General features: G+C 73.4%; 12 protein-coding genes. 5 read left to right on the top strand and 7 right to left on the bottom strand.

Annotated elements, in window-relative coordinates; all coding sequences use genetic code 11:
- Positions 1 to 26 precede the first annotated feature (26 nt).
- Genes AB0O53_RS18775 through AB0O53_RS18765 form a run of 3 tightly spaced genes read right to left on the bottom strand, consistent with a single transcriptional unit; the run spans position 27 to position 1,416 of the window.
- Positions 27 to 602 carry a HutD/Ves family protein gene (locus AB0O53_RS18775; RefSeq protein WP_365196812.1) on the bottom strand — a complete coding sequence of 192 codons (576 nt, stop codon included), beginning with the start codon at positions 600 to 602 and terminating at the stop codon, positions 27 to 29.
- On the bottom strand, positions 599 to 970 hold the full coding sequence (locus AB0O53_RS18770; RefSeq protein WP_350993462.1) for a DUF4180 domain-containing protein: 372 nt from the start codon (positions 968 to 970) through the stop codon (positions 599 to 601). The genes AB0O53_RS18775 and AB0O53_RS18770 overlap by 4 nt, the downstream gene beginning before the upstream one ends.
- A gap of 11 nt (positions 971 to 981) precedes the next feature.
- Positions 982 to 1,416 carry a MarR family winged helix-turn-helix transcriptional regulator gene (locus AB0O53_RS18765; RefSeq protein WP_350993464.1) on the bottom strand — a complete coding sequence of 145 codons (435 nt, stop codon included), beginning with the start codon at positions 1,414 to 1,416 and terminating at the stop codon, positions 982 to 984.
- Between the two features lie 153 nt (positions 1,417 to 1,569).
- Here AB0O53_RS18765 and AB0O53_RS18760 point away from each other — a divergent pair, with 153 nt between their 5' ends.
- Positions 1,570 to 3,117: an MFS transporter gene (locus AB0O53_RS18760; protein WP_350993466.1), complete on the top strand. Its 1,548-nt coding sequence runs from the start codon at positions 1,570 to 1,572 to the stop codon at positions 3,115 to 3,117.
- A gap of 80 nt (positions 3,118 to 3,197) precedes the next feature.
- Positions 3,198 to 3,716 carry a mycothiol transferase gene (locus AB0O53_RS18755; protein ID WP_350993468.1) on the top strand — a complete coding sequence of 173 codons (519 nt, stop codon included), beginning with the start codon at positions 3,198 to 3,200 and terminating at the stop codon, positions 3,714 to 3,716.
- Positions 3,717 to 3,747: 31 nt separating this feature from the next.
- Here the strand turns inward: AB0O53_RS18755 and AB0O53_RS18750 are convergent, their stop codons facing one another.
- The 3 genes from AB0O53_RS18750 to AB0O53_RS18740 all read right to left on the bottom strand — a co-directional run bounded on the left by AB0O53_RS18750 (position 3,748) and on the right by AB0O53_RS18740 (position 6,540).
- A complete protein-coding gene (locus tag AB0O53_RS18750) occupies positions 3,748 to 4,188 on the bottom strand; it encodes a hypothetical protein (RefSeq protein ID WP_365196807.1) in 441 nt (146 codons plus the stop codon).
- Positions 4,189 to 4,354: 166 nt separating this feature from the next.
- Entirely contained in the window at positions 4,355 to 5,017 is a 663-nt protein-coding gene (locus AB0O53_RS18745) for an NADPH-dependent F420 reductase (protein WP_350993472.1), read from the bottom strand.
- Positions 5,018 to 5,178: 161 nt separating this feature from the next.
- Positions 5,179 to 6,540, bottom strand: a complete 1,362-nt coding sequence (locus tag AB0O53_RS18740; RefSeq protein WP_350993474.1) for an FAD-dependent oxidoreductase — start codon at positions 6,538 to 6,540, stop codon at positions 5,179 to 5,181.
- Between the two features lie 217 nt (positions 6,541 to 6,757).
- On the opposite strand from AB0O53_RS18740, the gene AB0O53_RS18735 reads away from it, so the two are divergent.
- From AB0O53_RS18735 to AB0O53_RS18725, 3 genes are all read left to right on the top strand, one after another.
- Complete coding sequence (locus tag AB0O53_RS18735) at positions 6,758 to 6,949, top strand: DUF5302 domain-containing protein (protein ID WP_350993475.1); 192 nt, start codon at positions 6,758 to 6,760, stop codon at positions 6,947 to 6,949.
- 173 nt (positions 6,950 to 7,122) lie between these two features.
- On the top strand, positions 7,123 to 7,536 hold the full coding sequence (locus AB0O53_RS18730) for a rodlin (protein WP_365196802.1): 414 nt from the start codon (positions 7,123 to 7,125) through the stop codon (positions 7,534 to 7,536).
- 142 nt (positions 7,537 to 7,678) lie between these two features.
- Positions 7,679 to 8,593 (top strand): glycoside hydrolase family 19 protein, encoded by a 915-nt coding sequence (locus tag AB0O53_RS18725; protein ID WP_365196799.1) that lies wholly within the window; start codon positions 7,679 to 7,681, stop codon positions 8,591 to 8,593.
- 16 nt (positions 8,594 to 8,609) lie between these two features.
- Here the strand turns inward: AB0O53_RS18725 and AB0O53_RS18720 are convergent, their stop codons facing one another.
- Positions 8,610 to 11,378 (bottom strand): helix-turn-helix transcriptional regulator, encoded by a 2,769-nt coding sequence (locus tag AB0O53_RS18720; RefSeq protein WP_365196796.1) that lies wholly within the window; start codon positions 11,376 to 11,378, stop codon positions 8,610 to 8,612.
- Positions 11,379 to 11,592: the final 214 nt, after the last annotated feature.

The raw sequence follows: 11,592 nt of genomic DNA, 5'->3' as shown, positions 1-11,592 counted from the left end.
GCCCGCCGTACGGGCGGCCGGCCGGGCTACCGCAGGCGGACCACGGCCGCGCGGCCGTCGGTCCGCAGACGTCCGGTGAACGCACCCCGTGCGAGGGCCGCGTCGTAGGGGCCCAGGGCGTGGCCCGGGCCCCACGCCGCTTCGAGGGTCGCCGGGCCGTCCAGGGCGACCACCAGCAGGGTCTCGCCGGGTTCGGCGGCCAGGGTGAGCCGGCCCCGCACGACGGCGGTCTCGGCCGTCGCCGCGCCGCGGCGGTACATCACGTTGAAGTTCACGACGGGGCCGGAGACGAGCCGGCAGTCGGTCGGCTCGTCGCCCGCGAAGTCCTGCGGCGCGAAGCGCTCGGCCACGAGCCGGTGCACGCCTGCCACCACGAGGTCCATGCCGGCGCCCTCGGCGAGGGTGAGGGTGCGGTCGATCCCGGGGAAGGCCGAGAAGGGGCCGTCCGCGGCCACCTCGGCCAGGCTCACCCGCCACCGGAACGAGTCCATGTCGGCGTCCGCGGGCCAGGCGGCGATCTCCCGGGTCACGCCCCCGCCGTTCTTCCACACCGTGGCGGGGCGGTCGCCCGCGCGCAGGACGCGGACGTCGCCGCCGTTCACGCCCCGGTCCCGGCCAGCCGGTCGCGCAGTTCCCCGGCTTCGGCGAGGAACCACGTCTGGCGGCCCCGGTTGCACTCGCGGACGAAGTCCCGCAGCGCCGTGCCGGCCTCCGTGTGGCGGGAGATGTCGCCGAGGACGACGAGGCCCACCCGGTACTGGACGAACTTCTGGATGATCTCGCCCGCGACCCGGGTGCTCAGCCGGAAGAACGCCTCGTCGAAGCGCTCGACGGGGATGACCGCCCACTCGGCGCCCTGGTAGGAGGCGTTGCCGATGCAGTCCAGGGCCTCGCGTTCACCCGCTATGGTCTCGCCCTCGGCCCCGCACATCAGGACGGGCACGCCGTTGATCTTCTCAAGGATGTCCACGGAGGTCGAGACTAGCTCTTCTCCATCGACGGCCGCAGACGGGCCAGCAGGGCGTAGAGCGTCGCACTCTCGGCCTCGTCGAGGGAGTCGAGCGCGCCGTGCGCGGCCTGCATCTCCTCCCGCACCCGGCGGATGACCTCCCGGCCGGCCTCCGTGGCCACGACGTTCTTCACGCGGCGGTCGGCGGGGGACGGCTCGCGGCGCACGAGCTCACGGGCCTCCAGGCGGTCCACGATGCCCGTCACGTTGGACGCGTCGCAGACCAGCAGGGCGGCGAGGCCGCGCATGGGCACCGGCCCGTCCAGCTGGGCGAGCACCCGGGCCTGGGTGGGGGTGAGGCCGTACTGGGCCGCGGCCGCGGCGAACTCGCGCCACTGGGCGGTGCCGATGGCGGCCAGCAGCTCCAGCAGCTGGACCTTCGTGGGGTGGATGGCGGTCTCGCTCATGCCTGGAGCCTACTCAGGATGCTTCACATTATCAATTGTTTACTTGACTACCTGAAATATCGACCTCTACCTTCGATCGAGTTACTTGATGACATCAAACATCTGGGTTCCGAAGCTCCTCAGCTCCGAAACACGAAGAAGGTCCCCCCAGCCATGAGCACCCCATCCGCAGCCGCCCCTGCCTCCGGGCAGCGCAACGAGACGGTCATCGTCTTCGCCCTGAGCCTCGCCGCGATGGTCGTGTCGATGATGCAGACCCTGCCGGTCCCCATCCTCGGCCTGATCCGCGACGACCTCGGCACCTCGACCGCGAACGTGAGCTGGGTGACCACCGCCACCCTGCTGTCGGCGGCGGTCTTCACGCCCCTCCTCGGCCGGTTCGGCGACCAGCACGGCAAGAAGCCCACCCTGGTGGCCGTCCTCGGCGTGATGGTCGCCGGCTCCGTCCTCACGGCGCTGGCCTCCTCGCTCCCGCTGCTGATCCTGGGCCGCGTCCTCCAGGGCGCCGCCACCGCGATCTTCCCGCTCGCGCTCTCGGTGCTGCGCGAAGAGGTCCGCCCGCAGAAGCTGCCCGGAGCGATGGCGCTGGTCAGCGGCACGCTCGCGTTCGGCAGCGGCCTGGCGCTCGTGGCCACCGGCCTGCTCACCTCGGGACCCGACGCGGACTACCGCAACGCCTTCTGGATGGCGACCGGCCTCGCGGTCCTCGCCCTGCTCTCCGTGGTCCTCCTCGTTCCCGCCACCCGCACCAAGACGGGCGGGCGCACCGACTTCCTCGGCGCCCTGACCCTCGGAGCCGCGCTGCTGCTGCTCCTGCTGGCGATCTCGCAGGGCCACGAGTGGGGCTGGACCTCCGGCCGTACGCTGGGCAGCTTCGCCGGCGCCGCCGTCATGGCGGCCGTGTGGGTGGTGACCGAGCTCAAGGTCCGCGAGCCCCTGGTCGACATGAAGATGTTCGTGCACCGCCCGGTGCTCATGGCCAACCTGGCCGGCCTGTTCGTCGGCTTCGGCATGTTCGCGAGCTTCCTCGGCGTCTCGTACCTGGTGCAGATGCCCGAGGCGCTCACCGGCTACGGCTTCGACGCCTCGATCCTGCGCGCTTCCGTGCAGTTCCTGCTGCCCAGCGCGATCGTCTCGCTGCTGGCCTCGCCCATCGGCGGCCAGATCGTGCGCCACCGCGGTCCGCGCGTGGCCCTGGGCATGGCCGCCGTGCTCGGCGCGGCCGGCTTCGCCTGGCTCGCCGTGGACCACGGCCACGCCTTCTCGGTGATCGGTTCCGGCCTGGTGGTCGGTGCGGCCGTCAGCTTCGGCTACGCCGCCATGCCCGCCGTGATCATGTCCAGCGTCCCGCCGCACCAGAGCGGCATCGCCAACGGCATCAACTCGATCTCCCGCTCGACGGGCAGCGCGATCGGCAGTGCCGTCGTCACCACGATCCTGGCGTCCAAGACCATCGAGCACCTTCCCGCGGGGGTACCCCCGCTGCCCGCGGAGTCCGGGTTCACCCTCACCTTCGTGATCGGGGCCGCGGCCTTCGCACTGGTCGGGCTGATCGGCTGGCTCGGCCTGCGCGGGGGCCGGGGGTCCGTCGCCGCGACCCCCGCACGCCCGGCCTCGGCCGCGGCCGAGCCGGCCCGGTCCGAGTCCGGGCAGGGCGCGGAGACCGCCGCCGAGCCCGCGAAGGCCGACGCCGTCGGCTGACCCCGAGACCGCCCGCCCGGCGGCCCGCCCCCGCGTGTCGTTCGCGCCGGGCGGGCCGCCGCGCCTTGCATGGTGGGTGCATGAAGGCTACGGACGTCATCGCGGACGGATTCGGTCGGATCCGGGAGGTCGTGCACGAGGCCGTGGACGGGGCGCCTGCGGACCTGCTGAACGCCCGCGTCGACCCGGCCGCGAACTCGATCACCTGGCTGGTCTGGCACCTGACCCGGATCCAGGACGACCACGTCGCGGCCGCTGCGGGCCTGGACCAGGTGTGGCAGGCCGGGGGCTGGGCGGACCGCTTCGCCCTGCCCCTGCCCGCCGCGTCCACCGGCTACGGCCATTCCGCGCGGCAGGTGGGCACGGTGAAGGTGGACTCTGGCGAGCTGCTCCTGGGCTACTTCGACGCGGTGCACGAGCAGAGCCTGGGCTTCGTCCGGGGACTCGCGGCCGCCGACCTGGACCGGGTGGTCGACGAGCGCTGGGACCCGCCGGTCACCCTCGGCGTGCGCCTGGTCAGCGTACTCGCCGACGACCTCCAGCACGCCGGCCAGGCCGCCTTCGTACGCGGCGTGCTGGAACGCGGCCGGGACTCCTGACCCCCCGCGGGCGCCCGGGGAACCCGGGAACTCAGAACGGGTCGATCGCCATGCGGCCCGTGGACGCCGCGCAGACGTCCCAACGGTCCCCGGTGCGGCGCAGTTCCAGGAGCACCGCGACCGGGTCGCCGCCGGCCGGGACGAGGTCCACGTTGACGGCCGCGCTGTCGCCGCTCTCCGTGGACGACACGATGCGGTGCCCGAACCGGGGTGCGATGCCCCGCAGGGCGTCCGCCGGGTCCGGGGCGCCGCCGGGGCACCCGCTGCCGGCTGCGGCGGGCGGGGTGGCGGCCGGTGCGGGTCCGCCACCGCCCACCGCTTCGAGGTACTGGTCCACCGCCCGGTGCAGTGGGCTGCGCCCCACCACGCCGGTACCGGTGAACACGACGGCCATCACGATCGCGGCCACGACCAGGGGCAGCCCCACCGCGAGGGCGACCAGCCCCGCTCCCGACCTTCGGCGTTCCCGCACCGCCCCGCCCTTTCGCCGCCGTCCGACCGTGCCGGTCCGGCCTCTCCGTCTGCCGCAGAGACGCAACACGGCGGCCGGCCGTTCCACGGACCCTTTACGGACGGCCCGCGATCGTCCCGTTGCCCGGACAGCGTCCCGCCGGCCCGCTCCCGCCGGCCCGCTCCCGTCAGCCGCGGAAGCCCTCCGGGCGCTCCGGGGAGGCCTCGGCGAGGGCCCGGGTGATCCCTTCGACGCCCTCCCGGAGCCCGTAGACGGGGGTGTCGGGCTGCTGTCGCCAGGAGTCGTCGAGGCCGCCCGAGTCGACCGTGTCGAAGCCGAGCTCCTCGATGAGGTGCCGCACGGCCTTCTTCGCCGCCTCGTCGTCTCCCGCGACGGGCAGCGCGATCCGGTCCGCGGCGCCGGCCGGCCGGTGCCGGTCGAGGATGTCCTGGGCGTAGGTGCCGTTGAAGGCCTTGATCACGGGGTGCCCGAGCTGCTTCTCGGTCCAGCGGCTCTCGGTCAGGCCCTCGTCCTCCACGCCGGCGATCCGGCCGTCGCGCTGGCGCGGGTAGTAGTTGCCGGTGTCGATGACCGCGAAGCCCGGGGCGGCGCCGTCGAAGAGGCCGGCGGGCAGGTCGGGCACGTTCTTGAACGGGATGGTCACGACGATGATCTCGGCGCCGCGCGCCGCCTCGGCCACGGTGACGGGGGTGGCGCCGGTCTCCTCCGCGAGGGCGGTCAGGGTCTCGGGCCCCCGCGAGTTGGCCACCGCGACCTCGTGTCCGAGGGCGGTGAGCCGGCGGGTGAGGTTGCCGCCGATGTTGCCCGCGCCGATGATGCCGATCTTCATGAGCTCTCCAGTGCCTCGGGGTCGTCCGTCGTGCTCGTGTCCAACTCCCGTGGGCGGCGCGGCATTCCGCTCCGGCGCGATCGTCCCCCGTACGGGGGACGGCGGCGGGCCGCCGCTCGCGCGAAGGGGCCGGGACCCGTCCGGGTCCCGGCCCCCTGTGGTCAGGCGCCGCTCGCGTCGAGCATTCCCTCGCGCTCCACGATCTTCACGCGGGCGCGGCCCTGGGGCTCGCCGAGGGCCTTCTCGGCCGCGTCCAGCCGGTACCAGCCCTCCCACGTGGTGTAGCGCACGCTGCGCTCGGCGAGGAAGGCCTCCACCGCTTCGGGCTCCGGCGCCGCCGGGACGCCCAGGCGGCCCTCGGCGTGGTCGGCGAGCAGGTTCGCGACGGTCTCGTTCGCGTCGCCCTTGGTGTGGCCGATCAGGCCGATCGGGCCGCGGCGGATCCAGCCGGTCACGTACGTCGACTGCATGGGGCCGCCGGCGTCGATCACGCGGCCGCCCTCGTCCGGGACGGTGCCGGACTCGACGTCCCAGGGGAGCTTGGGCAGCTCGTCGGAGAGGTAGCCGACCGCGCGGTACACGGACTGCACGTCCCAGTCGGTGAAGCGGCCGGTGCCCTTGACGTTGCCGGTGCCGTCCAGCTCGGTGCGCTCGGTCCGCAGGCCGACGACCTTGCCGTCCTCGCCGAGGATCTCCGAGGGCGACTCGAAGAAGTGCAGGAAGAGCTTGTGCGGCCGCTCGCCGATGTCGCGGATCGCCCAGTTCTCCAGGGTCTTGGCGACCATGTCGGTCTGCTTGTTCCCGCGCCGCTCGGCGATCGAGCCGTCGTCGTAGTCGATGTCCTCGGGGTTGACGATGACCTCGATGTTGGGCGAGTGGTCCAGCTCGCGCAGCTCCATCGGGCTGAACTTGGCCTGGGCCGGTCCGCGACGGCCGAAGACGTGCACCTCGAGGGCCTTGTTGGCCTTGAGGCCGTCGTGGACGTTGGCCGGGATCTCGGTGGGCAGCAGCTCGTCGGCGGTCTTGGCGAGGATGCGCGCGACGTCGAGGGCGACGTTGCCGACGCCGAGCACGGCGACCTTCTCGGCGTGGAGCGGCCAGGTGCGCGGCACGTCCGGGTGGCCGTCGTACCAGGAGACGAAGTCGGCGGCGCCGTAGGAGCCGTCGAGGTCGACGCCGGGGATGTCGAGGGCGCGGTCGGCCGTGGCGCCGGTGGAGAAGATCACCGCGTCGTAGAAGGACCGCAGCTCGTCGAGGCTGATGTCGGTCGGGTAGTCGACGTTGCCGAAGAGGCGGACCTGCGGCTTGTCGAGCACCTGGTGCAGGGCGGTGATGATGCCCTTGATGCGCGGGTGGTCGGGCGCGACTCCGTAGCGGATCAGGCCGAAGGGCGCGGGCATGCGCTCGAAGATGTCTATGGACACACCGGGATCAACGGCGGCCTCGGACTTCAGCAGCGCGTCGGCGGCATAGATGCCGGCCGGGCCGGCACCGACGATTGCTACCCGCAGAGGGCGAGGCATGGCAGAGGTTCCCTTCGAGCGACGGCAAGGTGGATCAAGTCGGATCAAAGGGAACCCTAAACGAAGGTAAGCCTAACTCAGCACCCGGTGTCGGTTTATGCCCTCATAACCCAAGCTTATAACCTCCCCAAGGCGTCCTTGGAGTATCCAGGAACTCGCTGGTCAGCGCGTACGGCGACTGACAGACTGGGGCCGCTTGATCACTCCAGGAGGACACATGGCTGACGAAGCAGGCACCCCGCAGGACGAATCCCCGGCCGAAGCGGCCAAGCGCCGGTTCCGGGAGGCCCTGGAGCGCAACGCCGCGAAGGCCCACTCCCAGCAGGCGCACCAGAACCGGGCCAAGGTCCAGGGCTCCAGCAGCGCCGCGAGCGGCAAGAACAAGAAGGTCCGCCGCAAGAGCGGCTGACCTCCGCACTCCGCGGGACCGGCCCCGCCGCCGTCGCGGCGGGGCCGGCCGCCCGGCAGGCCATTGGGCCACTCGGGTGACGGGGCATAACCCCGGGCACCGTCAGCAGTTGATCAGCGCGTCCCGCCGTGGGCAGCTATCACACGCGACAGTGCGACCGAAGGATCCCCCAGATGCTCAAGAAGTTCATGGCCACCGCCGCCGCCACCGCCGCCGTGCTCGGCGCGGGCGCCGCCGCCGCCTCGCCCGCGATGGCGATCGGCAACGACAACGGCGTCAACACCGTGAACGGCAACGACTCGGCGCAGATCTACGGCAACGCGGAGACCCGCGGCAACCAGAGCCCGCAGCTCGCCCCGATCCAGGGCTCCCTCAACAAGCTCTGCGTCGGCCTGCCGGCCAAGGTCAACGCCCAGTCCCTGCTCGCGGTCCTCGCCAACGTCGGCGTCCAGGACGTCAACGTCCTGTCCAACCCGCAGAACCAGCAGTGCGCCGAGAACTCCACCCAGGCCAAGGGTGACGAGGCCCTCTCGCACATCGCCAGCAACATCCCGGCCCTCTCCGGCAACCTCTCCGCCGGCAGCTGATCGCTCCTACCGCGCCGGTGTCACGCGTCACGCGTGACACCGGCGTTTCCTTTTGGTCTAGACCTTGACAGGTTCAGACCATTCCGTTTCAGTGGGCGCTGTTGCCCCCCACGGCAAGTCCCCCCACTGAAGGAGCAGTTACGTGATACGTGCGCTTCGCCTCCGCACCCTCAGCCTGGTCGCCGCCGCGGCCGTCACGGCCGGTCTCGCCATCGCCCTGCCGTCCTCCTCCGCCTCCGCGGCGGCCCCCTGCGCCTCCCCCTGGGCCTCGTCCGCCGTCTACACGAACGGCATGAGCGCCTCGTACGGCGGCCGCAACTGGCAGGCCAAGTGGTGGACCCAGGGCGAGACCCCCGGCACCACCGGCCAGTGGGGCGTCTGGGCGGACCAGGGCGTCTGCGGCGGCGGGGGCGGCCAGGACCCGGATCCCGACCCGTCCGGATTCGTGGTCTCCGAGGCCCAGTTCAACCAGATGTTCCCGAACCGGAACCCCTTCTACACCTACAACGGCCTGGTCGCGGCGCTGTCCGCCTACCCCGGCTTCGCCAAGACCGGCGACGACACCACCAAGCGCCGCGAGGCCGCCGCCTTCCTCGCGAACGTCTCGCACGAGACCGGCGGCCTCGTGCACATCGTGGAGCAGAACACCGCCAACTATCCCCACTACTGCGACGCGACCCAGCCGTACGGCTGTCCGGCCGGGCAGGCCGCCTACTACGGCCGCGGGCCCATCCAGCTCAGCTGGAACTTCAACTACAAGGCGGCCGGTGACGCCCTCGGCATCAACCTCCTGGCCAACCCCTACCTCGTGGAGCAGGATCCGGCCGTCGCCATGAAGACGGCGCTCTGGTACTGGAACACCCAGAACGGCCCCGGCACCATGACCGCCCACGCCGCCATGGTCAACGGCGCCGGCTTCGGCGAGACCATCCGCTCCATCAACGGCGCCCTGGAGTGCAACGGCGGCAACCCCGCCCAGGTCCAGAGCCGGATCTCGAAGTACCAGAGCTTCACCCAGCTGCTGGGCGTCACGCCGGGCAACAACCTGAGCTGCTGACCCGGCGTGCCCGCGGTCACCGCGTGCGCAGCGCGGTGGCCAGCTGGGCCCGTGACCGTACGTCGAGCTTCTGGTAGATGCGGGTCAGCCGGGCCTCGACGGTCTTGACGCTGAGGAACAGCTTCGCCGCGGCCTCCTGGTTGCTGGCGCCCTGGCTGACGAGCAGGGCGAGGCGGGTCTCGGCCTCGGTGAGGGCCGCGGCCGCGGTCACCGGGGAGCCGGCCCCGTCACCCCGGGCCGGCTCCCGGGCCAGCTCGCTCCAGGGGGCGGCTCCGGCCCGGTCGAAGACCTCGGCCGCGGCCCGGAGCGCCGCACGGGCCGGTGCCCGGCGCCGTCGGCGGCGCTCCACCCGGGCGAGGGCGAGCAGCGTACGGCCGCGTTCCAGCGGCAGCCGCAGGGCGTCGAAGCGCTGCGCCGTGTCCTCCAGGAGCCGGACGGCCGCGTCCGCTTCGCCCTGCGCGGACAGGCACAGGGCGCGGGCCCGGTCGAGGGCGGCGACGACGCCGGTACGGCCGAGCTCACGGGCGACCGCCCGTACGGGGTCGATCAGTTCGGCCGCCTCGGCGGGGGCGTCGGCGGCGATCAGGGCTTCGGCCAGTTCGCCGTGCCAGCGCAGGATGGACGGGTCCACCACCTGCTGGGCGGCCTCCAGTTCGGCGACCCGGCGCAGAGTGGCGACCGCTTTCGCCGCCTCGCCGGTGGCCAGTTCGATCAGTCCGAGCGCGTGCAGGGCGCGGGAGAGGAAGACCTTGTCCTGTTCCTCCTGGGATGCCTGGATGCCGCGACGCGCGTAGCTTTCGGCGCGCGCGAAGCTGCCGCCCATGGTCTCGGCCATCGCCGCCACGTACCAGGCGGGGCCGGGCGAGAGTCCGGCCTCGATGGTCAGCTCCAGGGCCCGGCGGGCATGGGCTGAGGCGGCCTCGCACCGGCCGCTGCGCAGTTCCACCTCGGTGAGGCTGCGCAGGACCTCGAAGACGTCCTCGGCCGAACCCGTGCGCCGGACGGCCGGCAGCAGCACCATCAGCTGGCGGCGGGCGTCGTCGAGGCGGTCGTCGAAGAGGGCGTGCCGCACCGCGAGGTACTGCGGGGCGTTGCGCATGCCGAGCGGGATCTCCGGCGCGGGCAGGGCGAGCGCCTCGGAGAGGATCTCCTCGGCTCCCGCGTCCCCGAGGATGCGGCCCATGCGGGCCCGTACGGTCAGGGCCATGGCCTCGGCCGTCTGGTCGCCGCCCCGCGCGGCGAGGGCTCCGGCCTCGGCCGCCGCGTCGCGGGAGCGGACGGGGTCGCCGTCGCTGAGGTTGTGCTTCCAGGCGATCCGCAGCTGGACGGCGGCCTGCAGGGCGGGGTCCCCGGCGGCCTCGTCCATGGCGTAGGCGAAGGTCTCGTCGAGGGTTCCGAGGGCCTGGCCCGCGGCGTCGATCACGGCGAGCCGGGCGCGCACCCGGTCGGCCGGCGCGGCGTCGCGGGCCAGTACGGCCCGGGTGGCGCGGCGCGCGAGGTCGGCGCGGCCCGCCCAGCCGGCGTCCTCGGCGGCGGTGACGAGGCGGGACAGCTCCTCGCCGGGCAGCCCGGACGGGGTGCGTTCGGCGGCGAGCAGGCCCAGCTCGGCGGCGAGGGCCCGCTGCCCGCGGCTGCGGCAGACCGCAGCGGCCTCGGTGATCTCGGCGGCGAGGCACCGGTCGGGGCTGTCGACGCCCAGCGCCCGGTGGCGCACGGCTTGGACGGGGTCGTCGACGGCGGCGGCCAGTGCCGCGTGTCCGGCGGCGCGTTCGGGCCAGCCGGCGTCGGCGGCGAGCGCGGTGGGCAGGGCGCCGGCGGTGAACTCGACGGTGCCGTCCTCTCCGACCCTGACCAGTGCGGCCCGTTCCGCCTCGGCCAGTTCCGCCTCGGCGTCGGGGCGGCCGGCCCGGCGCAGCAGGGAGACGGTCGGGCGGGAGGCGAGGGCGGCCAGCAGCAGGGTGCGGCGGGCCCGGGCGGGGGCTCCGGCGAGGAGCCGGCGCGCGACCTCGCGCGCCTGTCCCGAAACGGGCAGGGGGTCGGCGTGGTGGGCGCTGCCGTCGCGGGCCTCGGCGGCCTCGGCGAGGGAGTGGCCGAGGGCGAGGGCCAGGCGCGGGTTGCCTCCGCTGGCCTGGTGGATCCGGCCGGCGAGGCGGGCGGGCAGGCCGTGGCGCAGGAGCAGTTCGGCGACCTCGTCGGCGCCGAGCGGGGGCACCCGTACGGCGGGGACGCCCGGCCCCCAGAGGGGGTCGCCGACCGGGGCTCCGCCCTGGACGCGTTCGGCGGCGAGGACCCGCACGCGGGGCGGGGTCAGGCGCAGGGCGAAGCGGAGCAGGCCGGTGCTCTCGGCGTCGAGCCACTGGGCGTTGTCGATGACGAGGAGGACGGGCTGGCGGGCGGCGAGGGTGCGGAGCACCTCGACGACGGCCAGGCGCAGGGCGACGTGGTCGCGGCCGGCACGGGGGGCGTCGGCCTCGCGGCGCAGCAGGGCTATGGCGGTGCGCTGGGGCCCCGAAAGCTCGTCCAGGGCGGCCGCCGGCACGGACGCGAGGAGGGCCGCGGCGGAGGCCTCGGGTATCCATTGGTCCGCCGCCTCGGGAGCGAGGCGGAGGACGCTCTCGCCGCGCGCTTCGGCCGCGGCCGAGACGGCGCGGACGACCTCGGTCTTCCCCGCGCCGGCGGGTCCGGTCAGGAGCGCCCGGCCGTGCGTGGTCAGCGCGCGGTCGACCGCCTTGATCAGTTCTCCGTGTCCGACACTTGTGTCAGCGTGCCCCGTCGCCGCCACCACGCACAGCCACCAGCCTTCCAGTCCCCAGCTTCTGTGCCCTTCCTGTGAGAGGCGAGAATACGAGGTCGGACGGCTGGTGGACCCGCATTGTGACGCAGAATTCAGTCACGTCGCGAGGAAAACCCGGCGGACCTGCCGATACCCGTAGTATCGGCAGGCCCGGGGATTCTATTGGTCCGTACTATCGCTCCGTCAGGCGGAGTTGGTACCGGAC

This window comes from Streptomyces erythrochromogenes, from assembly GCF_040684695.1.
Classification (GTDB): domain Bacteria; phylum Actinomycetota; class Actinomycetes; order Streptomycetales; family Streptomycetaceae; genus Streptomyces; species Streptomyces erythrochromogenes_C.
The sequence above is the reverse complement of the archived record's forward strand: the minus strand, read 5'-3'. Positions and strand labels throughout refer to the sequence as shown.